Annotated in this window: 19 protein-coding genes and 1 tRNA gene; 7 read left to right on the top strand and 13 right to left on the bottom strand. The window is 68.8% G+C overall.

Annotated elements, in window-relative coordinates:
* Window positions 1-25 precede the first annotated feature (25 nt).
* From IM738_RS11680 to IM738_RS11650, 7 genes are all read left to right on the top strand, one after another.
* Window positions 26-1,120, top strand: a complete 1,095-nt coding sequence (locus tag IM738_RS11680) for an ABC transporter ATP-binding protein (RefSeq protein WP_236966023.1) — start codon at window positions 26-28, stop codon at window positions 1,118-1,120.
* Between the two features lie 53 nt (window positions 1,121-1,173).
* The gene (locus IM738_RS11675) at window positions 1,174-2,169 is read left to right on the top strand and encodes a Bug family tripartite tricarboxylate transporter substrate binding protein (protein ID WP_236966022.1); all 996 of its coding nucleotides are present in this window, start codon (window positions 1,174-1,176) and stop codon (window positions 2,167-2,169) included.
* A gap of 13 nt (window positions 2,170-2,182) precedes the next feature.
* Complete coding sequence (pcaD, locus tag IM738_RS11670) at window positions 2,183-2,992, top strand: 3-oxoadipate enol-lactonase (RefSeq protein ID WP_236966021.1); 810 nt, start codon at window positions 2,183-2,185, stop codon at window positions 2,990-2,992.
* 212 nt (window positions 2,993-3,204) lie between these two features.
* Window positions 3,205-4,191: a tripartite tricarboxylate transporter substrate binding protein gene (locus tag IM738_RS11665; protein ID WP_236966020.1), complete on the top strand. Its 987-nt coding sequence runs from the start codon at window positions 3,205-3,207 to the stop codon at window positions 4,189-4,191.
* A 154-nt stretch (window positions 4,192-4,345) separates the two neighbouring features.
* Window positions 4,346-5,539: a CaiB/BaiF CoA transferase family protein gene (locus tag IM738_RS11660; RefSeq protein WP_236966019.1), complete on the top strand. Its 1,194-nt coding sequence runs from the start codon at window positions 4,346-4,348 to the stop codon at window positions 5,537-5,539.
* A gap of 37 nt (window positions 5,540-5,576) precedes the next feature.
* On the top strand, window positions 5,577-6,575 hold the full coding sequence (locus IM738_RS11655; protein WP_236966018.1) for a tripartite tricarboxylate transporter substrate binding protein: 999 nt from the start codon (window positions 5,577-5,579) through the stop codon (window positions 6,573-6,575).
* 2 nt (window positions 6,576-6,577) lie between these two features.
* Entirely contained in the window at window positions 6,578-7,435 is an 858-nt protein-coding gene (locus tag IM738_RS11650; protein ID WP_236966303.1) for an alpha/beta fold hydrolase, read from the top strand.
* 51 nt (window positions 7,436-7,486) lie between these two features.
* On the opposite strand, the gene IM738_RS11645 is transcribed toward IM738_RS11650, so the two are convergent.
* The 13 genes from IM738_RS11645 to IM738_RS11585 form a co-directional block, all read right to left on the bottom strand.
* On the bottom strand, window positions 7,487-8,998 hold the full coding sequence (locus tag IM738_RS11645; RefSeq protein WP_236966017.1) for a tripartite tricarboxylate transporter permease: 1,512 nt from the start codon (window positions 8,996-8,998) through the stop codon (window positions 7,487-7,489).
* 1 nt (window position 8,999) lies between these two features.
* Window positions 9,000-9,446 carry a tripartite tricarboxylate transporter TctB family protein gene (locus tag IM738_RS11640; protein WP_236966016.1) on the bottom strand — a complete coding sequence of 149 codons (447 nt, stop codon included), beginning with the start codon at window positions 9,444-9,446 and terminating at the stop codon, window positions 9,000-9,002.
* An 87-nt stretch (window positions 9,447-9,533) separates the two neighbouring features.
* Complete coding sequence (locus IM738_RS11635) at window positions 9,534-10,520, bottom strand: Bug family tripartite tricarboxylate transporter substrate binding protein (protein WP_236966015.1); 987 nt, start codon at window positions 10,518-10,520, stop codon at window positions 9,534-9,536.
* Window positions 10,521-10,634: 114 nt separating this feature from the next.
* Window positions 10,635-12,059 carry a sensor histidine kinase gene (locus tag IM738_RS11630; RefSeq protein ID WP_236966014.1) on the bottom strand — a complete coding sequence of 475 codons (1,425 nt, stop codon included), beginning with the start codon at window positions 12,057-12,059 and terminating at the stop codon, window positions 10,635-10,637.
* Entirely contained in the window at window positions 12,056-12,724 is a 669-nt protein-coding gene (locus IM738_RS11625; RefSeq protein WP_236966013.1) for a response regulator, read from the bottom strand. Before IM738_RS11625 ends, IM738_RS11630 begins: the two co-directional genes overlap by 4 nt.
* Window positions 12,725-12,744: 20 nt before the next feature.
* Window positions 12,745-13,548 carry an amidohydrolase family protein gene (locus IM738_RS11620; RefSeq protein ID WP_236966012.1) on the bottom strand — a complete coding sequence of 268 codons (804 nt, stop codon included), beginning with the start codon at window positions 13,546-13,548 and terminating at the stop codon, window positions 12,745-12,747.
* Entirely contained in the window at window positions 13,545-14,552 is a 1,008-nt protein-coding gene (locus IM738_RS11615) for a tripartite tricarboxylate transporter substrate binding protein (protein ID WP_236966011.1), read from the bottom strand. Before IM738_RS11615 ends, IM738_RS11620 begins: the two co-directional genes overlap by 4 nt.
* A 10-nt stretch (window positions 14,553-14,562) precedes the next feature.
* Entirely contained in the window at window positions 14,563-15,303 is a 741-nt protein-coding gene (locus IM738_RS11610) for a GntR family transcriptional regulator (RefSeq protein ID WP_236966010.1), read from the bottom strand.
* Window positions 15,304-15,484: 181 nt separating this feature from the next.
* A tRNA-Ala gene (locus IM738_RS11605) sits at window positions 15,485-15,560 on the bottom strand.
* A gap of 49 nt (window positions 15,561-15,609) precedes the next feature.
* Entirely contained in the window at window positions 15,610-16,452 is an 843-nt protein-coding gene (locus tag IM738_RS11600) for an OmpA/MotB family protein (protein WP_236966009.1), read from the bottom strand.
* On the bottom strand, window positions 16,424-17,218 hold the full coding sequence (locus IM738_RS11595; RefSeq protein WP_236966008.1) for a motility protein A: 795 nt from the start codon (window positions 17,216-17,218) through the stop codon (window positions 16,424-16,426). Before IM738_RS11595 ends, IM738_RS11600 begins: the two co-directional genes overlap by 29 nt.
* A 100-nt stretch (window positions 17,219-17,318) precedes the next feature.
* Window positions 17,319-18,212, bottom strand: a complete 894-nt coding sequence (locus IM738_RS11590; protein ID WP_236966007.1) for an NAD(P)-dependent oxidoreductase — start codon at window positions 18,210-18,212, stop codon at window positions 17,319-17,321.
* Between the two features lie 93 nt (window positions 18,213-18,305).
* A complete protein-coding gene (locus IM738_RS11585; protein WP_236966006.1) occupies window positions 18,306-19,022 on the bottom strand; it encodes a GntR family transcriptional regulator in 717 nt (238 codons plus the stop codon).
* Window positions 19,023-19,036: the final 14 nt, after the last annotated feature.

Raw genomic sequence — 19,036 nt, 5'->3', positions numbered from 1 at the left:
TTTCAAAAACGAGGAGTCATAGACCATGGCCAGTGTCAGCATTCGCAACGTGCGCAAACACTTCGGCAGCACCACCGTGCTGCACGGTATCGATATCGAGGTCGCCGACGGCGAGTTCCTCATCCTCGTCGGCCCGTCGGGCTGCGGCAAGAGCACGCTGCTGTCGATGATCGCCGGGCTGGACACGGTCAGCGAGGGAGACATCTCCATCGGTGACCGGGTCGTGAACGACGTCAGCCCGAAGGACCGGGACATCGCGATGGTGTTTCAGAGCTACGCGCTGTACCCCAGCATGACCGTGGGCGAGAACATCGCTTTTGCGATGGAGATGCGCAAGGTGCCCAAGCCCGAGCGCGACGCCGTGGTGGCGCGTGTGGCCAAGACCTTGCAGATCGATCAGCTGCTGGACCGCCGGCCGGCGCAGTTGTCTGGCGGGCAGCGGCAGCGGGTGGCGATGGGCCGTGCGCTGGCGCGCGACCCCAAGGTCTTTCTGTTTGACGAACCGCTGTCCAACCTGGACGCCAAGTTGCGCGTGGAGATGCGGGCCGAGATCAAGTCCCTGCACCAGCGCCTGAAGAGCACGGTGGTTTACGTGACCCACGATCAGATCGAGGCCATGACGCTCGGCGACCGCATCGCGGTGATGAAGGACGGTCGGGTGCAGCAGCTGGGTACACCGGAAGACATCTACGACCGGCCCGCCAACCTGTATGTGGCCGGGTTCATGGGCTCGCCCACGATGAACTTTCTGCCTGTGACGCTGCAGATCGAAGACGGCCGCTGGGTGGCCGACCTGCGCAACGCACAGGGTCACGCGAAGGTCGTGCTGGGCGCCGTCCGGGACCCCAGCTGGAACGGGCGCCAGGTGGTGCTCGGGCTGCGGCCTGAACACCTCCACGATGTGCAGCCTGGTCACACCGCTTCGCTGGAGGTCGTGTTCGACATGATCGAACCCACCGGAGCGGACACCTTCGGCTTCACCGAGATCAACGGCAGCCGCGTGGCGATTCGCCTGTCCCCCAAGCGGGTGCGTGCGGCGGGGGAGCGTCTGCATGTGGCGGTGGATGTTTCTGCCGTCTGCCTCTTCGATCCGGAAACGGAGCGCCTCATCGCGCCTTGAGCGAGCGCTTGCGCGCACCGAGAGGCGGATTTCACCAGCCAGGAGACCACACCATGACCACCACCCACACCCGCCGCTGGCTGCTTCAGGCCGCGGCCGCCAGCACACTCCCCACCAGCCTGGGCGCCTGGGCTCAGGCGGCCGAACCCTCAAAGCCTGCACTGCCGCTCTACAAGTTCGTCGTCGGTTTTGGTGCGGGCGGTGTGCCGGATGCGGCGGCCCGTGCCATGGCGGCCCGCATTTCGGAACGCTGGGGCATTCCGGCCCTTGTCGAGAACAAGCTGGGGGCCGGCGGCACGCTGGCGGCCCAGGCGGTGTTGAACGCGCCGGCGGACGGCACGACCATCCTGAGCGTGTCACCCGCGCACGCCACGGCGCCCGCCATCTTCAAGAAGATGCCCTACGACACGCTGCGTGATTTCACGCCGGTCACCCTGATTGGCGACGGTCCCGCGCTGATCGTGGCGCCCAAGGACCTGAAGGCCAAAGACCTCGCCGATCTCGTTGCACAGGCGAAGGCCCAGCCCGGCGCGTTGAACTACTCGTCGGCGGGCGTGGGCAGCAGCTCGCACTTCGCGGCGGCCTTGTTCTGCATGCAGGCGGGCATCGACGTGTTGAACATTCCGTTCAAGGGGGTCGGTGAGGCCATGACCGAAACCATTGCGGGTCGGGTGCACTTTCACGTGGCGCCCTATGTCTCGGCGATCAAGCTGGTGAACGAGGGCCGGGTTCGCGCACTCGCCGTGACCGGCGACAAGCGCCTTCCCGACCTGCCCGACGTGCCCACCGTCGCAGAGGCGGGCATCGCGGGCTACGAATGGAAGTTCTGGTACGGCCTGCTGGTGTCGGCCAAGACGCCCGCACCGGTGGTGGATCAGCTGCACAAGGACATGACGGCGGTCCTGCGCGTGCCCGATGTGCAGAAGCAGCTGATGGCCATGGGCGTGACGCAGTCCACGGCCTCGCCAGCACAGTTCCGGGCGCTGATCGAGTCCGAGATCGCCAAGTACGCGCGCATCGCCAAAGCGGCGAACATCCAGCCGAACTGAGGAGCCCGCGGCCATGCGAACCACCCTCAACGGCATCGAGGTCGAGTACGCCATTGACGGAGACAGCGGTCCCTGGCTGGTGATGTCCCACTCGCTGGGCTGCGACATTGCCATGTGGGACCTGCAGATGCCTGCGCTCACGGGGCGCTACCGTGTGCTGCGCTACGACACGCGCGGACACGGTCGCAGCGAAGCGACCGCAGGGCCCTACACGCTGGACCAGCTGGCCGACGACGCCGCCGCGCTGATGAAGCACGTCGGCATTCAGAGCGCTGTCTGGGTGGGGTTCTCCATGGGCGGCATGATCGGGCAGACGTTCGCGCTCAAGCACCCCTCGCTCACGCAGGCCCTGGTGCTGGCCGACACCACCAGCGAACACCATGCCACGCCGCAGTCCGTTTGGGACGAGCGCATCCGGGTGGCGCGGGAACAGGGCATGGCACCGCTGGTGCAGCCGGCCATCGGTCGCTGGTTCACGCAGGCCTACCGCGAGCAGCAGCCCGAGCAGGTGGCGGCGGTGGCACAGGCGATTGGCGGCACGTCGGTCGACGGGTGGGCCGGCTGCTGCGCGGCCATCTCGGGCGTGAACACCACGTCCCGCCTGCACGAGATTGCCTGCCCGGTGTTGGTGATCGTGGGCGAGCACGACATCGGGACGCCCCTGGCGTCGGCGCTGACCATCCACCGGGCGCTGCCCGACTCGGTGCTGGCGGTGGTGTCGGACGCCGCCCACATGACCTGCATTGAACAGCCCTCGCAGTTCAACCGAGCGCTGCGGCAGTTTCTGGACGCCCGGGTGGACCCGGCTTTCGGTCGGGAATAAGAGCCCGCTCCCCCCGGGGGTTGAGGAGAAGATTCTCCTGTCCCGGCCATGGAAAACCTTATGTGGTTTTCGCTTCAATTTCCACTGAATGGAATTGACGTGATGTGCTGGTGTGGCTTGCGCCCTAGAGTTCTCACAGCCTCCACGGTTCGTGTTCGACGGACCCAAGGGAGCCTGAAACACCTCGCCTTCCACAAACACCGGAGACCTCCATGCAACCATCTTTCACCCAGGGCCTCAAGGCCTTTGCCAAGGCCGCGACAGGCATCACCGTCGCATTGATCGTGGGCCTGTCCAGCGCCCACGCTTTCCCCGACAAGCCCATCAAGCTGGTGGTGCCGTTCGCTCCCGCCGGTGGCACGGACCTGATCGCCCGCACGCTGGCGGTGGAGATGGCCAAGGAACTGGGGCAACCCGTCGTGGTGGACAACAAGCCGGGCGCCAGCACCCTCATCGGCACCGACCTGGTGGCCAAGAGTGCGCCCGATGGCTACACGCTGGTGGTCTCGTCGATCGCGCACGCGGTCAACCCCAGCCTGATGCCGAAGATGCCCTACTCGACCGAGAAGGACTTCGCGCCGGTGTCCATGATCGTGCGCTCACCCAACGTGCTGGTGGTGCGTGCTGACAGCCCGTTCAAGTCGCTCAAGGATGTCATCGCCGCCGCGAAGGCCGATCCGGACAAGCTGACCTACGCGTCGCCCGGCAACGGCACCTCGTCCCACCTGGCCGGTGCGCTGTTCGCCGACATGGCCAAGGTCCAGATCAAGCACGTGGCCTACAAGGGGTCGGGCCCGGCGCTCACCGACCTGCTGGGCGGTCAGACCGACATGATCTTTGCCACCTCCGGCTCGGTGGGCAGCTTCATCGACAGCGGCAAGCTGCGCGCACTGGCCGTCACCTCGGCCGAGCGCTCCACGGCGTATCCCAGCGTGCCGACCGTGTCCGAGGCCGGTGTGCCCGGTTACGCCACCGAAGGCTGGTACGGCTTCTACGCGCCGGCCGGCACGCCCGCGGCGGTGATCGACAAGCTCAACGCCGCCACGCGCAAGGCCGCCAGCAGCGAGATCTTCAAGTCCAAGGTGGTGAGCGAGGGCATGGTCGTGCAGACCGGCACGCCGGCCGAGTTCGACGCCTTCGTGCGTGCCGAAATCGTTCGCTGGTCCAAGATCGTCAAGGCCGATGTGCTGAATAAGTGAAACCACCCCCTGCGCCGCTTCGCGTCTTCCCCCTCTCTCGCCTTCGGCGGGAGGAGGACGGCACCAGAGGCCCGGCGAAGCCGGTTCCTCGGTGCCCCTGGGTGGCGCTGTTTCATGCGGTGCGGCTGGCGCTCCGGTGCCGTGGAAAGCTGAAATGAAACCTGTTCTTCAAAATATCCGCGTTCTGGACCTGACCCATGTGCTGGCCGGCCCGTTCGCGGGCTACCAGCTGGCGGTGATGGGCGCCGAGGTCATCAAGATCGAGTCACCCGACGAGCCCGACCAGGCCCGCTACCAGGGCTCGGACGCCGCGCTCAACGACGCCGGCATGGGCACGGCGTTTCTGTCGCAGGCGTCGAACAAAAAGGCCCTGGCGCTCAACCTCAAGACCGAGGCTGGGCGCCAGGTGCTGCGGCAACTGGTGTTGACCGCCGATGTGCTGATCGAGAACTACCGCTCCGGTGCCTTCGATGCGCTGGGCCTGGGTTATGCGGACCTGTCGGCCATCAACCCGCGGCTGGTCTACTGCTCCATCTCGGCCTTCGGCAGCACCGGCCCCAAGCGCGAGCTGACCGCCTACGACGGCGTGGTGCAGGCCTACTCCGGGATGATGGCCATGACCGGCGAGCCGGGCACGGCGCCCGTGAAATGCGGTGCACCGGTGGTGGACTACGCCACCGGCACCACCGCCGCCATGGCCATCCTCGCGGCGCTGCTGCAGCGCAGTCAGGACGATGGCCTGGGCCAGTTCGTCGAGGTGGCGATGTGTGACGTGGCGATGATCCTCGCCAGTTCGCACCTGACCGGTTACCTCTGGAACGGGGCGCACCCGGAGCAGAAGGGCAACCGCTACCCCTTCGCCACCATCGGCTGTTACCAGGCGAGCGACGCGCCGCTGATGGTGTCGGCCTCCAATCTGCGGCAGCAGCGGCGGCTTTGGGAAGCGCTGGGGCGCTCCGATCTGGTCAAGCACAACAACCGGGACCGGATCAAGGGTTACGCCGAGGAGGCCAAAACCCTGACCGAGATCTTTGCCACCGAATCGGTTGACCATTGGGAGCCGCTGCTGCGGGAACACCGCGTGCCGGTGTCGCGGGTGCAGCGCATGGAAGCCATGCTGGCGGACGAACACGTGCGCGGGCGCAAGGTGCTGCACCGGTTCGCGGGCGACGCCGGTGCGCTGGCGGGCCTGACCGTTCCGGTGTCCGGCTTCCAGCTCTCGCGCAGCCCGGTGCAGGTCACATCGCCGCCGCAAGCCGTGGGCGCGCAGAACCACGACCTGCTGTCCGCTTTGGGCTACCCGTCTGCCGACATCGAAGCCCTGCGTGTCCTGGGCGTGATTTCCTGAGCGTCTTGCGCTCTCTGTCTTGAACTCAACGACTCCCATGAACCCACCTTCACAGCCCGCATTCATTCGGCGCCGCGAACTGATCCTGGCCGCGGGCCTGGCCTGTGCGTCGGTGCCCGCCCTGGCCCAGACCGCCGGTGCCTTCCCTGCCAAGCCGGTGCGCCTGGTGGTGCCGTTTCCCGCCGGTGGCGGCACCGACACCATGGCGCGTGCCCTCGCCGACAGCCTGTCGAAGATGTGGGGGCAATCGGTCATCGTGGACAACAAGGCCGGTGCCGGCACCGTGGTGGGCAACGACTTCGTGTCCAAGAGCGCGCCCGATGGCCTCACGCTGCTGCTCAACACCAGCGCGGTGGCCATCGTGCCGGGCCTGAACCCCAGGTTGCCTTACCCGGCCGAGACCGGGCTGGCGGCCGTCACCGTGCTCGGCCATGCGCCCAACGTGGCGGTGGTGCGGCCCGACAGCCCGATCCGGTCGGCCTCGGACTTTCTGGCGCAGGCGCGTGCCAAGCCCGGTCGCTTCACCTACGGTTCGGCCGGCAATGGCACCTCCACCCACCTGGCCGCCGAGTTGCTCAAGACCACCGCCAAGGTGTTCGTGATCCACGTGCCCTACCGGGGCGCCACTCCGGCCATGACCGACCTCATGGGCGGGCAGATCGACGTGGCCTTCGGCACCTTGCCCAGCGTCGCGCCTTACCTGGCCAACGGCAAGCTGCGCGCGCTGGCCGTCACCAGCGCAAACCGTTCGGCCCTGCTGCCCGACGTGCCCACCTTTGCCGAGGCTGGGCTGAGCGGCTACGCCGCGCCGGTCTGGTACGGCATCTTCGTGGCTGGCGGCACACCCGCACCGCTGGTGCAGCAGCTGTACCAGTCGATCCAGCGCGCGGCCGACAGCGAAGAGTTTCGCAAACGCATCCGCGCCGAAGGCCTGACGCTGACGCTGGACGCGCCGGCCACCGCCGACGCTCTCTACCGCGCCGACATCGCCAAGTGGAAGAAGGTGATCCAGGTCCAGTCCATCAAGGCGGATTGAGCATGGAGGGATGTGGTCCGTGCAGGGCGACCGCCTGCGCGCAGATCGCCGCACTGGAGTCGGTGTGTGAGCGCATCGCCCAGCCGATCCTCGGACACCACATGGTCTGGCGCCGGGTGGGGAGTGGCCCACCCCTGGTGCTGCTGCATGGCGGCCACGGCAGCTGGCTGCACTGGGCCCGGGTGATCCCCGAGCTCTCTTCCAGCTTCAGCCTGTGGATGCCCGACATGCCCGGCTACGGTGAGACCACGCTCGCGCCCACCGGGGGGCTCACCGAGCTTGTCGCCCAGTTGCGGCAAAGCCTGGATGCGCTGCTGGGGGCCCACGCGCCCATCCTTCTGGGCGGGTTTTCTTTCGGAGGTCTCGTCAGCGCCCAGCTGGCCGCACAGCGTGAGCATGTGCAGCGACTGGTGCTGATCGGTCCTGCGGGGCATGGTGGGCCGCGCCGGCAGACCGTCTCACCCATGCCCTGGCGACATCTGGACCCTGACCATGATCCAGTTCAATGGGCGAATCGCATGCGGCACAACCTGCTCGCGCAAATGCTGCACAGCGAGGCCGCCGTGGATGCGCTGGCGAGGGAGATCCAGTGGCACGGTTGCCTGAACACCCGCTTCCGCAGCAAGCCGTTCTCCCGCTCGGCGGCGCTGGCTCCGGCGCTGGGCCGCTACCCCGGGGAGGTCCTGACGCTCTGGGCCGAGCACGATGTCACCGCCGTGCCCCACGACATGACCGATGGTGTGGCACCGGATGGCGCCCCGCGCAGGCAACGGGTGGTGGGCGGTGCGGGGCACTGGCTCATGCACGAATCTCCTTCCACCACCGCCCGGCTGATGAAGAGGGGCTTGGGTGTTGAATGACACCTGGTCCCCTGGTTGCGCGTGAACCGTTCCCCGGAGCGGCGTTGAGGATCAGGTCGCCGCTGCCTCCGCATGGTGGCGCCTGGACAGCATCCGCATCCCCAGCGGCACCACCAGCATCAGCGCCGCGGCCACCCACAGGCCGACCGAAATCGGGCTCCCGACCAGGATGCCCGCGTCGCCATTGCTGATCGACAGCGCGCGGCGCAGGTTCTGTTCCATCATGTCGCCGAGCACAAAGCCCAGGATCAGCGGCGCCATCGGGATGCCCTGCTTGCGCAGCAGGTAGGCCGCGAAGCCGAGGGCCGTCATCAGCACCAGGTCGAACGTGGTGGCGTGCACCGCGTACACGCCCACGCTGCTGACCGCCACGATGCCGGGCACCAGCAGCCAGTTGGGCACGCTCAGCACCTTGGTGAACACGCCCACCAGCGGGATGTTCATCACCAGCAGGATGACGTTGGCCAGGAACAGCGAGGCGATCAGGCCCCACACCAGATCGGGCTGCTGGGTGAACAGCGCCGGGCCGGGTGTGATGTTGTAGAGCGAGAGCGCGCCCACCATCACCGCCGTGGTGCCCGAGCCGGGCACGCCCAGCGTGAGCATGGGCACGAAGGAGCCGGTGGCGGCCGAGTTGTTGGCCGCTTCGGGCGCGGCCACACCCCGGATGTCGCCTTTGCCGAACGTGCCTTCGGTGTCGGTCAGGCTCTTCTCCATCGAATACGTCATGGCGCTGGCGATGGTGGCGCCCGCACCGGGCAGCACGCCCACGCCGAAGCCCACCACGCTGGAGCGCAGCGTGCCCCACCAGGTGGCCTTGAGCTCCTTCCAGTTGAAGAGCATGCGTCCGGTCTTCGTCACCAGGCCGGCGCTGCTGTGGTGCTCTTGCAGCATCAGCAACAGCTCGCTGATGGAAAACACGCCGATGACGACGACCACGAACTGGATGCCGTCGGAGAGGTGAATGTCGCCACCGGTGAAACGGTAGACGCCCGAGTTGGAGTCGAGCCCGACGCACGACATCGACAGGCCGATGATCGCGGCCAGCCCGGCCTTGACCGGCGCGTCGCCCATGAGGCCGGCGATGCAAGCGAAGGCGAAACACATGAGCGCGAAGTACTCGGCTGGCCCGAAGGACAGCGCCCAGCTGGCGAGCAGCGGCGCCATCACCACGATGCCGATGGTGGCGACCAGCGAACCCACGAACGAGCTCCAGGCGGAGATCGACAGCGCCACCCCACCCAGGCCCTGGCGCGCCATGGGGTAGCCGTCCAGCGCGGTCATGATGGCGCCCGCGTCGCCCGGCACATTGAGCAGGATCGATGAGATGCGCCCGCCGTACTCGCAGCCGATGTACACGGCTGCCAGCAGGATCAGCGAGGTCTCGGGCGGCAGCTTCATGGCGAAGGCCAGCGGCATCAGGATGGCCACGCCGTTGATCGGCCCCAGTCCGGGCAGCAGGCCGACGATGGTGCCGATGAAGCAGCCCATCGCGGCAATCAGCAGGTTGGTCGGGGTCAGCGCCACGCCAAAGCCCAGGATCAGGTGTTGCAGGGTGTCCATGTCAGCTCCCTCCGAGAGCGGCAGACAGCGGCCCGGTGGGCAGCACCACGTCCAGCACCTTGTCGAACAGCAGGAACAGCACCAGGCCCAGCGCGGCGCCACCGGTGAGCGACTGTTTCCAGCTGCCGCCGAACGCCATGCCCACCGGCAGTGCCATCAGCGCCGTGGCCAGCGCAAAGCCCAGCCACTGGAACAGCAGCGCGTAGGCCAGCACGGCGGCCGCGCACAGCGCAGTGGCCTTCCAGGGCACGCCGCGAAAGGACTCGGCCCCGCCTGTGGGGCGCAGCACCAGCCACAGGCCAGACAGGCCCAGGCCGACGGCCAGCAGCAGCGGAAACGCGCGCGGGCCGACGGGTTCGTAGGAGATGGCGGCGGCGTAGTCTTGCGCGGCCCAGGCCATGGCGGCGGACGCGACTACACACACCGCGCCGAGGACGCGGTCACTCATGGGGGGACTCCGGTGAAAAGGGAGAAAAGGGCGGGCCACCGCGTGGGGTGGCGCCGCGAAGCAGGACCGTTGCGGCCCTGCGGGGGTTTACTTGGCGGGCACGACGTTCAGGCCGAACTCTTCGGCCAGCTTGCGGTAGCCGGCCACCTGCTTCTTGACGTAGGCGTCCAGCGGCGCGCCGGTCATCGCCATCGGGAACAGGCCGCGCTCGCTGCGCAGCTTGTCGTAGGCGGGGGTGGCCATCAGCTTGCTGAAGGTGTCGGCCCAGACCTTGTAGTCGGCGTCGTTCACCTTGGGGCCGAGGTAGAAGCCACGCACGATGGGCCAGTCCACGTCGTACCCCTGTTCCGTGGCGGTGGGGATGTTCGCCATGTCGCCGGTGAGGCGCTTGTCGTTCATCACCGCCAGGATGCGCACCTTGGCACCGGCCTTGATCTGCTGCTGGGCCTCGGCCGCGTCGCCGGTGAAGACGTGGATGTGGCCGCCCTGCAGCGCGGTCAGCGCCTCGCCGCCGCCTTCGAAGGCCACGTAGCGCATGGTCTTGGGGTTCACGCCGCCGGAGCGTGCGGTGAGCGCCGCCTTCATCCAGTCCTGGCTGCCCACGGTGCCGCCGGCGCCCAGCACCACCTTGGTCGGGTCGGCCTTCATCGCGGCCATCACGTCCTTGAGCGATTTGAAGGGCGAGTTCTCGGCCACCACCACGGCCCCGTAGTCGGTGCCGATGGCGGCGAGCCAGCGCACGTCGTTCTCGGTGTAGCGGCCGAACTTGCCCTGCGCGAGGTTGAGCAGTGAGCCGCCGGAGAACGCGACGATGGCGTTGGCCGCGTCGGGCTTCTGCGCGATCACGGTGTTGTAGGCCACGGCGCCGATGCCACCGGGCATGTACGTCACGCGCATCGGGTCGGCGATGAACTTGCCCTCCTGCAGCGCGCTCTGCACCAGCTTGCAGGTGAGGTCGAAACCACCGCCGGGCTTGGCGGGGGCGATGCACTCGGTCTTGTCCAGCGGGTTGGCGGTGGCGGTCAGGGCGACGGCCGAGACGGCGGCGGCGATGAACTTGGAAGCGATGCTCATGAAGGTGTCTCCTCGATGGGGTGGAAGCCTCGCAGCGGGATGTGCTGCGATGAGGGGACTGTAGAAAACGGGCACTTTCAGCGCGCTTTCAGACAAACGCCCAAAAACTGCGGGTTAACCCGAGATGGCCTCGGATGTCGGCGGCGCCGGCAGCGTGAGCGTGACGGCCAGCCCACGACCCTCCGGCCCCGCGCCCACCCACATCTCGCCACCATGCCGCTGCGCCACGGTGCGCACGATGGCCAGGCCCAGGCCGGAGCCGGGCAGGGCGCCACCGCCGCCCCTGAAGAAGCGTTCTCCGGCGCGCGCCAGTTCCTCGGGTGGCAGGCCGGGGCCGTTGTCCACCACCGCCAGCTGCACCGCGCCATCCGCTTCGCCGCGCACGACCAGCGTCACGTGGGCACCCGCGCCGCCATGGCGGATGGCGTTGTGCAGCAGGTTGGCCAGGGCCTCGCGCAGCAGGTCGGGCTCGCCTTGCAGCGGCACGGGGCCGTCGGGCGCGTCCAGGCCCAGGTCCACGCCCTGTTCGCGCGCCGGCCCCCACCACTGGCGCACCAGCGCTTCGGCCAGGGCCACCGCGTCGAAGGCCTGGCGCTGCGGTGGAGCGCTGTCGGCCCGCGCCAGCGAGAGCATCTGGTTGGTCTGCCGGATGGTTTCGTCCAGCTGTGCGCGGATGTTGTCCAGCACCTCGCGCTGCGCCGCCGGGTCGGCCTCGCGCTGCGCGTAGGCCACCTGCGTGGCCAGCGTGGTCAGCGGCGTGCGCAGCTGGTGCGAGGCGTCGTCGATGAAGCGGCGGCGCGCCTCGGTCTGCTCGCGGTGGCGATGAATGTGGTGGTTGATGGCCTGCACCAGCGGCCGCACCTCGGCGGGCGCGCCGGTGTCGTCCACCGGCGTCATGTCCTGCGGGTCGCGCGCGTCCACCTCCTGGCGCAGCCGGTCCAGCGGGCGCATGGCCCAGGCAATCGCCAGCGCCAGCAGCGCGCTGGCCGCGACCATCAGCAGCACGTCGCGCGCCAGCGACTGCAGCACCAGCGAACGCCGGAAGTGATTGCGCGCCTCCAGCGTCTCGGCCACCTGGATCACCACGCGCTGCGGTCCGGCCTGCCCGGCCAGCGGCGGGTTCAGCTCGCGCGCGTAGCTGCCCACGCGCACCGCCTGGCCCACATAGGCGCCTTCGTGGAACTGTGGCTGGCCGGTCTGCAGCGGCGAGGGCGGCGCGGGCAGGTTGGCGCTGCCGATTTCCACCAGCCCGTCTTCCGTGGCGACGCGGTAGAACACCTGGCCCTGCGCGGTCAGCTCGAAGAACTCGAGCATGCGGTAGGGCAGCTCCACGCCGATGCCGCCGCTGGCGGTGGAAATGCTCGAATCGATGGACTTCACCGCGCCCAGCAGCGAGCGGTCGTAGGCCGCGTCGGCCGCTTCGCTGGCGGTGCGCCAGGCCAGCCAGAGCTCGCCCGCGAACACGGCGCCCAGGCCCGGCAGCAGCAGCACCAGCAGGAAACGGCGGATGCTCGCGCGCGACCACGACAGCGGTGTCACGCGGTGCTTTCCAGCTGGTAGCCCAGGCCGCGCAGCGTGGCGATGCGAACGGGCGATGCCTCCAGCCGCTTGCGCAGGCGGTGCACCAGCACCTCGATGGCCTCGGGGTTCACGTCCTGCTCGTCGGAGAACACGCGCTCCAGCAGCTCGCGCTTGGACAGCGGCTCGCCCGGGTGCTGGATCAGCGCGCGCAGCACCGCGTGTTCGCGCGGCGTGAGGCTGAGCACCTCGTGCATCAGGCGGAACTGTTTGGACGCGCTGTCGTAGCTCAGCGGCCCGCAGGCAAAGCGCGGGTGCTCTTGCCCGCGCGAGCGGCGGATCAGCGCGACCAGCCGAGCTTCGAGTTCGGCCACGTCGAAGGGTTTGGCCAGGAAGTCGTCGGCCCCGCCGTGCAGGCAGTTCACGCGCTCCATCAGCGAATCGCGCGCGGTGAGGATGAGCACCGGCAGGCGCTCATCGGCCTCGCGCAGGTCGGACAGCACGTCGTGCCCGCCCAGGCCGGGCAGACCCAGGTCGAGGATGAGCGCGTCGTACTTGGTGGCCTTCAGGCTGCGGCGCACCAGCCGGCCGTCGTTCACCCAGTCGACATGGAAGTGATTCTGGCCCAGCGCCTTGACGAGCCAGGTGCCCAGTTCGGTTTCGTCTTCGGCGAGCAGGATGCGCATGGCGCGAGTCTGTCCGATGTTCAGGCGTAGAGCAAGGCGCCGGCCTCGCGAACGGCGGCGGCGCGGGACTCGCCGAGCACCTGCACCACCGGTTGCCAGACACTGGCGTAAGGCGGCAGGGCTTCGGGTGGAAAGGCGGTGTGCGGCCAGTCGGAGCCCCAGACCAGGCGTTCGCCCATCGTCTGCGCCACGCGCTGGATGTGGGCGTGCAGCGTGTCGTAGGGTGCGCTGGCCTGCAGCCGGTACCAGCCCGAGAGCTTGACCCAGGCGCCCAGGTCGGCCAGGCGCTGCAGGGCGGCCCAGGCGGCATCGTCGGCGCCGATGCCCGCGTGCAGGCCGGCGAGGTGGTCGAGCACGGCGGTCAGGCCGCTGCCTTCGTGCAACTCCGCGATGGCGGCGAGCTGGTCGGCCTTCGCATACCACTGCACGTGCCAGCCACGCGCCTTCAACCGGGGCGCGAGGGCGCGAAAGGCCTCGGGGCCGTTGCCCACCGGGGACACGAGGTTGAAGCGCACGCCGCGCATGCCCAGGCTGTGCATGGTGTCGAGTTCGGCGTCGGTCACGGCCGTGTCCACCACCGCGATGCCCCGGTGGCGGCCCGGCTCGCGGGCCAGCGCGCGCAGGATCAGGCCGTTGTCGGTGCCGTAGACGCTGGGTTGCACCAGCACGAGGTGGCCCAGGCCCAGCGGCGCGGCGGTGTGCTCGATCTCCGGCAGGTCGCGCAGCACCGGCCGGTAGTGGCCGGCCTGCGCCGGGTGCGCGGGGTCGAACACGTGCACATGGCAGTCCCAGCCCGTTGGTATGGGGTTTGTGCGCAGGCTCATCCGGTGGTGATGTTGCGTTCCTTGATCACCTTGGCCCACAGGGCCTGCTGGGCCGCGATGAACTTGCCGGCGCTTTGCTGGCTGGCGTCGGCGAACACGTCGCCGCCAAGCTGGCGGATGCGGCCCAGCACCTCGGCGTCCTCCAGCGCCTTGCGGATGCCGGCCACCAGAGCGGCCTTCGCATCGGCCGGCAGGCCGGCGGGGGCCAGGATGGGGTTCCACTCCAGCACCTCGTAACCGCTGACGCCGGCCTCGGCCATGGTCGGCACGTCCGGCAGTGAGCGGGCACGCAGCGCACTCGTCACCGCCAGCGGGCGCAGCTTGCCGGCCTTGATGTGGCCCAGCGAGGACGCGACGTTGGCGAAGAACAGCGGTACCTGGCCACCCATCACGTCGTTCATGGCCGGGCCGCCGCCGCGGTAGGCCACATGGGTGAGGTCCACACCGGCGCGTTGCTCGAACAGGGCGCCGGCCAGGTGCTGGGCCGAGCCGTTGCCGGACGAGGCGTAGTTCAGCGGTTTGGCCTTGGCCAGGCGGATCACGTCCTTCACGTCCTTCGCCTCGAAACTCGGCGTGCACACCAGCACGTTCGGGAAGGTGGCGAGCACGGCCAGCGGCGTGAACGCGGTGGCGCTGTCGTAGGGCAGCTTGGGGAACAGCGACGGATTCACGGCGAACGAGGACGCGTCGAGCAGCAGCACACTGCCGTCGGCGGCGGAACGGGCCACGTGGCCCGCCGCGAGCTGGCCGCTGGCGCCGGCCTTGTTCTCCACCACCACGGTCTGGCCCAGCGCGGCTTCGAGCTTCGGAGCGATGGTGCGGGCCATGAGGTCGGCGCCGCCGCCGGGCGGGTAGGACACGATCAGCGTGATCGGCTTGCCGCCGGCGATCTTGCCCTGTGCGTGGGCGCCGATCCAGGGCGCGGCCAGAGCGGCGCTGGCCGAGGCGATCAGGTGGCGGCGAGAGGGCATCCAGCCTTGGGCGTGCGTGTTCGGGTGGACCATGGGGGTTCCTTCAGGTGATGTTGACGGTGTAGTGGAAGGCGTGGGCGTCGCCGCGCGTGGTGCGCAGCTCGACGCAGCGGCCCGAGAGGTCGTAGGCCGAGCGCTGCACCTGCGCACAGGGATGGCCGGCGGGCAGGCCCAGGTGGCGGGCCTGCGCGGCGCTGAGCTGGCCGAAGCCGATGTCGTCCAGCGCGCGGTGGATGTGCACCTGCAGCTTGCGCGCGAACATGGGGTAGAGCAGGTCGTCCCAGGTGGCCAGGTCGTCGTCGGCCAGCGGCGCGAACAGGTCCAGCGGCAGCCAGAGTTCTTCGAACAGGCGCGGCTGGTCGCCCATGAGGCGCAGGCGGTGCAGTCGCAGCACCGGTTCTCCGGTGCCGATGCCCAGCGCCCGCGACACCGCGGCCGGCGCGTTCACCCGGCTGCGCTGCAGGATGCGCGAAGCCGGCACCTCGCCCGTGCCGCTGTCGAAGCGGAAGAAGCGCAGCATGGACGCGCCCGCCAGCCCCTGGCGCACGAAGGTGCCGCGACCGTGGATGCGCTCGATGAAGCCCTGTTCCACCAGCAGTTCCAGCGCGCGGCGCATGGTGCCCAGGGCCACGCCGTGTTCCTTGGCCAGCTGGCTTTCGGCGGGCAGGGCGGAGCCGGGCGACCACTCGCCCGCCACCACGCGGGCGCGCAAGGCGTGTGCCAGCGAGGCGTAGCGGCTGAGGCCGGGTTCGGTCGGCTCGACCAGGCGGAGAGGTGTGTTCATGGAGGGGAATATAGTCCTCTATAGGACTATCTGAATCAGGGAAATCCCTCGGAGACTTCGCGTGAAACGCTGGACGACATGGGACCGCCCGGGGCCCCTCGGGCAAGAAAAAAGCCCCAAGGCGTTGATTCCAGGGGGCTTTTGAGTGTTCCGGGGCGATGTCGGGGTGCCCGGTGGGCGGTGGTGGAGACGAGGAGGATCGAACTCCCGACCTTCGCATTGCGAACGCGACGCTCTCCCAGCTGAGCTACGTCCCCACGATCCAGCGCGATGTTAGCAAAGCCACCCCGCTTGCGGGGCATTCTTTCAGCGGGCGGTGACCTTGTCTTTGGGCGAACGCTCCATCGTGAGTTCCACGCGGCGGTTGTGCACGCGGTCCACCGGGTTGTCGCGCGCGGCGAGCGGGCGGGTGTCGGCAAAGCCCGAGGCCTCAAGCCGCTGAGGTGCGACACCGCGCTCGATCAGGTAGCGGGCCACGCTGGCGGCTCGGGCGGTGGAGAGCTCCCAGTTGGAGGGAAAGCGCTCGCTGCTGATCGGCATGCTGTCGGTGTGGCCTTCGACCACCAGGCGCAGATCGGGGTCGGCATTGAGCAGGGGAATCAGGCGGTCGAGCACCGGATAACCCGCGCCGGTGAGCGCTGCGGCGCCGGAGTCGAACAGGATTTCGCTGCTGATGCGGAACCGCACCGCGTCGTCTTCCATGGTCACCACGATGTCGTTGCCCAGCTGATCGAGCGGGAATCCGTTGAGCGTTTTGGGGGCCGGAGGGGCGGGCGCTTCGGGTGGCGGCACCACTGCGGGTACCGGAACCGGCAGTGGCACAGGCGGCACGATGTTCGCCACCGTGGGCGCTGTTGCTGCGGCGGCTTCCGGTTCGGCGGCGGCCGGTGCCGGGGCGGTGTCGATCGGCTTCTTGCTGTCCTTGGGGCCGGACATGGCCAGCATCACGACCATGAGCACGAGGATCAGGGTGATCACGTCCAGGTAGGTGATCAACCAGCCTTCTTCTTCGGGTTCGGCGCGGGTGTCCACGTGCCAGCGGCGGTAGCGGCCGACGCTGGTGGAGACCCTGGGCGTGCGCGTGGGGGTCGGGACGGGGTGGACGGTGGCTGGCATGGTGTCAGCGGCGAGCGGTTTGGGTTTGTCCATCAAAAATCTCGTCATCGAACTGCGCGACAAAGGCCTTGAGGGTTTCGCGCATCAGCGCCGGGCTGCGGCCCACACACATCATCGAAATGCCTTCGAGCACCATGTTCATGAGCACCAGCCGCTGCTCGGTGCGGCGCTCCAGTTTGACCGCGATGGGCTTGAACACCAGGTTGGCGAGCAGCACGCCGTAGAAGGTGGTGACGAGGGCGATGGCCAGTTGCGAGCCGATGGCCGTCATGTCGCCGTCGCCCACGAGGTCCATCAGGTTGATCAGGCCGAGCAGGGTGCCCAGCATGCCGAAGGCGGGCGCGTAGCTGGCCATGACCCGAAAGAGCTGCGCCTCGGCCGCCTCGCGCTGGCGCAGATGGGCGATGCGCCACTGCAGCAGGTCGATGATTTCTTCTTCGGGCGTGCGGTCGATCACCAGCTGCACGCCGGTGCGCAGGAAAGGGTTGGTCACCAGGGCCAGCGATTTTTCCACCGCCTGCAGATCGCCCTGGATCCACAGCCGCGAGAGACCCACCAGCTCCTCGATGTCGTTCTTGGTGTCCAGCCGGTCTTCGCGCATGACCTGGCCCACCAGGTGGAACACGCGCAGCACCTCGCTCAGCGGGTAGCTCAGGAAGGTGGCCGCGAGCGTGCCGCCGAGCACGATGGCGATGCTGGGGGCGTCGATGAAATTCCACGGGTTGTCGGATGCAAACAGCAGGATGACGGCCATCAGCGCGACGCTGGCCACCATGCCGATGAGGGTGGAGGGGTTCACGCTGCGGGTTCCTTGGGGGCTGATTTGCATACCCCGTCCATTCTCGGCACACCCCCGAACGGGGTGCGCCGGAAAAGGAGGGTTTCTGCCCCCCAGTTCTCTATCGCATGCCGTTGCGGCTGGCCAGCTCCATGAACAGGGCCGAGTGGTCCAGATCGGCCAGGCCGTGGTCGGCGGCCTGGGCGAACAGCTGTTCGAACAGGGCGGTGATGGGCGCCTCGAAGCCGATCTCGCTGGCGGTGGTGAGCGCGTTGCGCATGTCCTTGAGCTGCACGGCCACGGCCCCGCGCTTGGCGAAGTCGCGCTCGATCATGCGCTGGCCGTGCACCTGCAGGATGCGGCTGTCGGCGAAACCGCCGCTGATGGCCTGCTTGACCTTGCCCATGTCGGCGCCGCCTTTTTCGCACAGCAGCAGGGCCTCGGCCACGGCGCCGATGGTGATGCCCACGATCATCTGGTTGGCGAGCTTGGCCAACTGGCCCGCGCCGTGGGGGCCCACATGGGTGGCGCGGCCGAGGTGCTCGAACACGGGCAGCGCGCGCTCGAAGTCGGCGGGTTTGCCGCCGGCCATGATGGCCAGCGTGCCCGCTTCGGCGCCCACCGTGCCACCCGACACCGGGGCGTCCAGGTGGCTCACGCCAATGGCGGCGAGCCGGGCAGCGTGGTCGCGCGCCTGGCGCGGCTGGATGGACGACATGTCGATCACCAGCGTGCCCGGGCGCAGGCCGCCGGTCGTGCCCTGCTCGAACAGCACGCTCTCGACGATGCTGCCGTCCTCGAGCAGGCAGATCACGATGTCGGCCAGGGCCACGGCCTGCGCCGGGGTGTCGGACACCTCGGCGCCGAAGGGCTGCAGGCGATCCGCTTTGGGGCGGGAGCGATTCCAGGCAAAGACGCGGTGGCCGGCTTCGCACAGGCGGCGGGCCATCGGAAAACCCATCATGCCGATGCCGAGCACGGCGATGGAAAGCGGGGTGGGGGAAGCGTGGGTCATGGGAAAAGTGTAGGCGCAGGGTGCGCGCGGGATCGGTGGGAAGGGATAAAAAATGCGGTTTCCGGGCAGCGCCCGGAAACCGCATGAAGTGGTTCAACGAACCACGGAGTGATGGGGTGTGGCGCCGGTGGGGCGGGTGTCCATGTGGGCGCCCAGGTAGGCGCTGGCCTGGCCGCTGTGTTCCCGCATCAGGGCCTCGGCGCGCTCGCCGTCGCCCTGGGCCACGGCGGCGGCAATGGCCTCGTGTTCGTCCCAGACCGGGCCGCGCAGCGAATGGTGGCGCAGGGCCTCGCCCATGGCGCGGCGGATGTGGTGCCAGTGCAGCAGCGCGCTCTGCTCGATCAGCGGGTTGGCCGACCCCTGATAGAGGGCTCGGTGGAAGGCGAGGTCGGCGTCGATCATGGCCTTGATGTCGCCCCGGCCCACCGCCTCGCGGCCCCGCGTGATCAGGGCCGGGTCGATGTGGATGCGGCGGGCGGCGGCCAGGCGCGTGGCCAGCACGTCGAGCGCGCCGCGCACCTCGTAGACCTGGGCGATCCAGCCCGCGTCCAGCGGCGCGACCTGCAGGCCGCGGCTGCGGCCGTTGGGTGCGCCGGCCAGCGGCGCGTCGTGAACGAAACCGTCGCGCTTGAGCAGGCGCAGCGCCTGCATCACCGGCTGGCGCGACACCGCAAGGCGCTCGGCCAGCTCTTCCTGCGTGATCCGTTGCCCGGGCGCCAGCGAGCCTTCGCTGATGGCGTCGAGCAAGGCGCGGTAGACCTGATCCACCAGGTCGGGCGCGGTTTCGAGTTGCAGGAGTTGGGCGGTCATGTGTGTGTATTCTG

This window comes from Hydrogenophaga sp. SL48, assembly GCF_021729865.1.
Taxonomy (GTDB): Bacteria; Pseudomonadota; Gammaproteobacteria; order Burkholderiales; family Burkholderiaceae_C; genus Hydrogenophaga.
The sequence above is the reverse complement of the archived record's forward strand: the minus strand, read 5'-3'. Positions and strand labels throughout refer to the sequence as shown.

Coding starts and splice junctions, on each gene's coding strand:
- IM738_RS11680 (WP_236966023.1), top strand. CDS start 26: ATGGCCAGTGTCAGCATTCGCAACGTGCGCAAACACTTCGGCAGCACC.
- IM738_RS11675 (WP_236966022.1), top strand. CDS start 1,174: ATGACCACCACCCACACCCGCCGCTGGCTGCTTCAGGCCGCGGCCGCC.
- pcaD (WP_236966021.1), top strand. CDS start 2,183: ATGCGAACCACCCTCAACGGCATCGAGGTCGAGTACGCCATTGACGGA.
- IM738_RS11665 (WP_236966020.1), top strand. CDS start 3,205: ATGCAACCATCTTTCACCCAGGGCCTCAAGGCCTTTGCCAAGGCCGCG.
- IM738_RS11660 (WP_236966019.1), top strand. CDS start 4,346: ATGAAACCTGTTCTTCAAAATATCCGCGTTCTGGACCTGACCCATGTG.
- IM738_RS11655 (WP_236966018.1), top strand. CDS start 5,577: ATGAACCCACCTTCACAGCCCGCATTCATTCGGCGCCGCGAACTGATC.
- IM738_RS11650 (WP_236966303.1), top strand. CDS start 6,578: ATGGAGGGATGTGGTCCGTGCAGGGCGACCGCCTGCGCGCAGATCGCC.
- IM738_RS11645 (WP_236966017.1), bottom strand. CDS start 8,998: ATGGACACCCTGCAACACCTGATCCTGGGCTTTGGCGTGGCGCTGACC.
- IM738_RS11640 (WP_236966016.1), bottom strand. CDS start 9,446: ATGAGTGACCGCGTCCTCGGCGCGGTGTGTGTAGTCGCGTCCGCCGCC.
- IM738_RS11635 (WP_236966015.1), bottom strand. CDS start 10,520: ATGAGCATCGCTTCCAAGTTCATCGCCGCCGCCGTCTCGGCCGTCGCC.
- IM738_RS11625 (WP_236966013.1), bottom strand. CDS start 12,724: ATGCGCATCCTGCTCGCCGAAGACGAAACCGAACTGGGCACCTGGCTC.
- IM738_RS11620 (WP_236966012.1), bottom strand. CDS start 13,548: ATGAGCCTGCGCACAAACCCCATACCAACGGGCTGGGACTGCCATGTG.
- IM738_RS11615 (WP_236966011.1), bottom strand. CDS start 14,552: ATGGTCCACCCGAACACGCACGCCCAAGGCTGGATGCCCTCTCGCCGC.
- IM738_RS11610 (WP_236966010.1), bottom strand. CDS start 15,303: ATGAACACACCTCTCCGCCTGGTCGAGCCGACCGAACCCGGCCTCAGC.
- IM738_RS11600 (WP_236966009.1), bottom strand. CDS start 16,452: ATGGACAAACCCAAACCGCTCGCCGCTGACACCATGCCAGCCACCGTC.
- IM738_RS11590 (WP_236966007.1), bottom strand. CDS start 18,212: ATGACCCACGCTTCCCCCACCCCGCTTTCCATCGCCGTGCTCGGCATC.
- IM738_RS11585 (WP_236966006.1), bottom strand. CDS start 19,022: ATGACCGCCCAACTCCTGCAACTCGAAACCGCGCCCGACCTGGTGGAT.